Here is an 821-nt window from a genome sequence, read left to right as displayed (position 1 = left end):
CACACCCGCAGCTTCGGTTTATCGCTTAGCCCCGTTACATCTTCCGCGCAGGACGACTCGATCAGTGAGCTATTACGCTTTCTTTAAAGGATGGCTGCTTCTAAGCCAACCTCCTGACTGTCTATGCCTTCCCACTTCGTTTCCCACTTAGCGATAATTCGGGACCTTAGCTGGCGGTCTGGGTTGTTTCCCTCTTGAGTCCGGACGTTAGCACCCGGTGCTCTGTCTCCCAAGCTGTACTTGCGGGTATTCGGAGTTTGCCATAGTTTGGTAAGTCGCCATGACCCCCTAGCTATAACAGTGCTCTACCCCCCGCAGTAATACTTGAGGCACTACCTAAATAGTTTTCGGAGAGAACCAGCTATTTCCAGATTTGTTTAGCCTTTCACCCCTATCCACAGCTCATCCCCTAATTTTTCAACATTAGTGGGTTCGGTCCTCCAGCACGTGTTACCGTGCCTTCAACCTGGCCATGGATAGATCATCTGGTTTCGGGTCTACACCCAGCGACTGAATCGCCCTATTCGGACTCGCTTTCGCTACGGCTTCCCTATTCGGTTAACCTTGCCACTGAATGTAAGTCGCTGACCCATTATACAAAAGGTACGCAGTCACCCCACAAGGAGGCTCCTACTGTTTGTATGCATACGGTTTCAGGATCTATTTCACTCCCCTTCCGGGGTTCTTTTCGCCTTTCCCTCACGGTACTGGTTCACTATCGGTCGATCACGAGTATTTAGCCTTGGAGGATGGTCCCCCCATCTTCAAACAGGATTTCACGTGTCCCGCCCTACTTGTCTTACGCTTAGTTCCACACACAA

1 rRNA gene is annotated in these 821 nt (G+C 50.8%); it reads right to left on the bottom strand.

The features are described 5' to 3' along the window. Positions 1–821 (bottom strand): 23S ribosomal RNA (locus tag AC3WMU_RS29640); the annotation flags it as partial.

This window comes from Achromobacter sp. FW305-C-13, from assembly GCF_058783475.1.
This window is presented reverse-complemented; position numbering and strand designations above follow the sequence as displayed.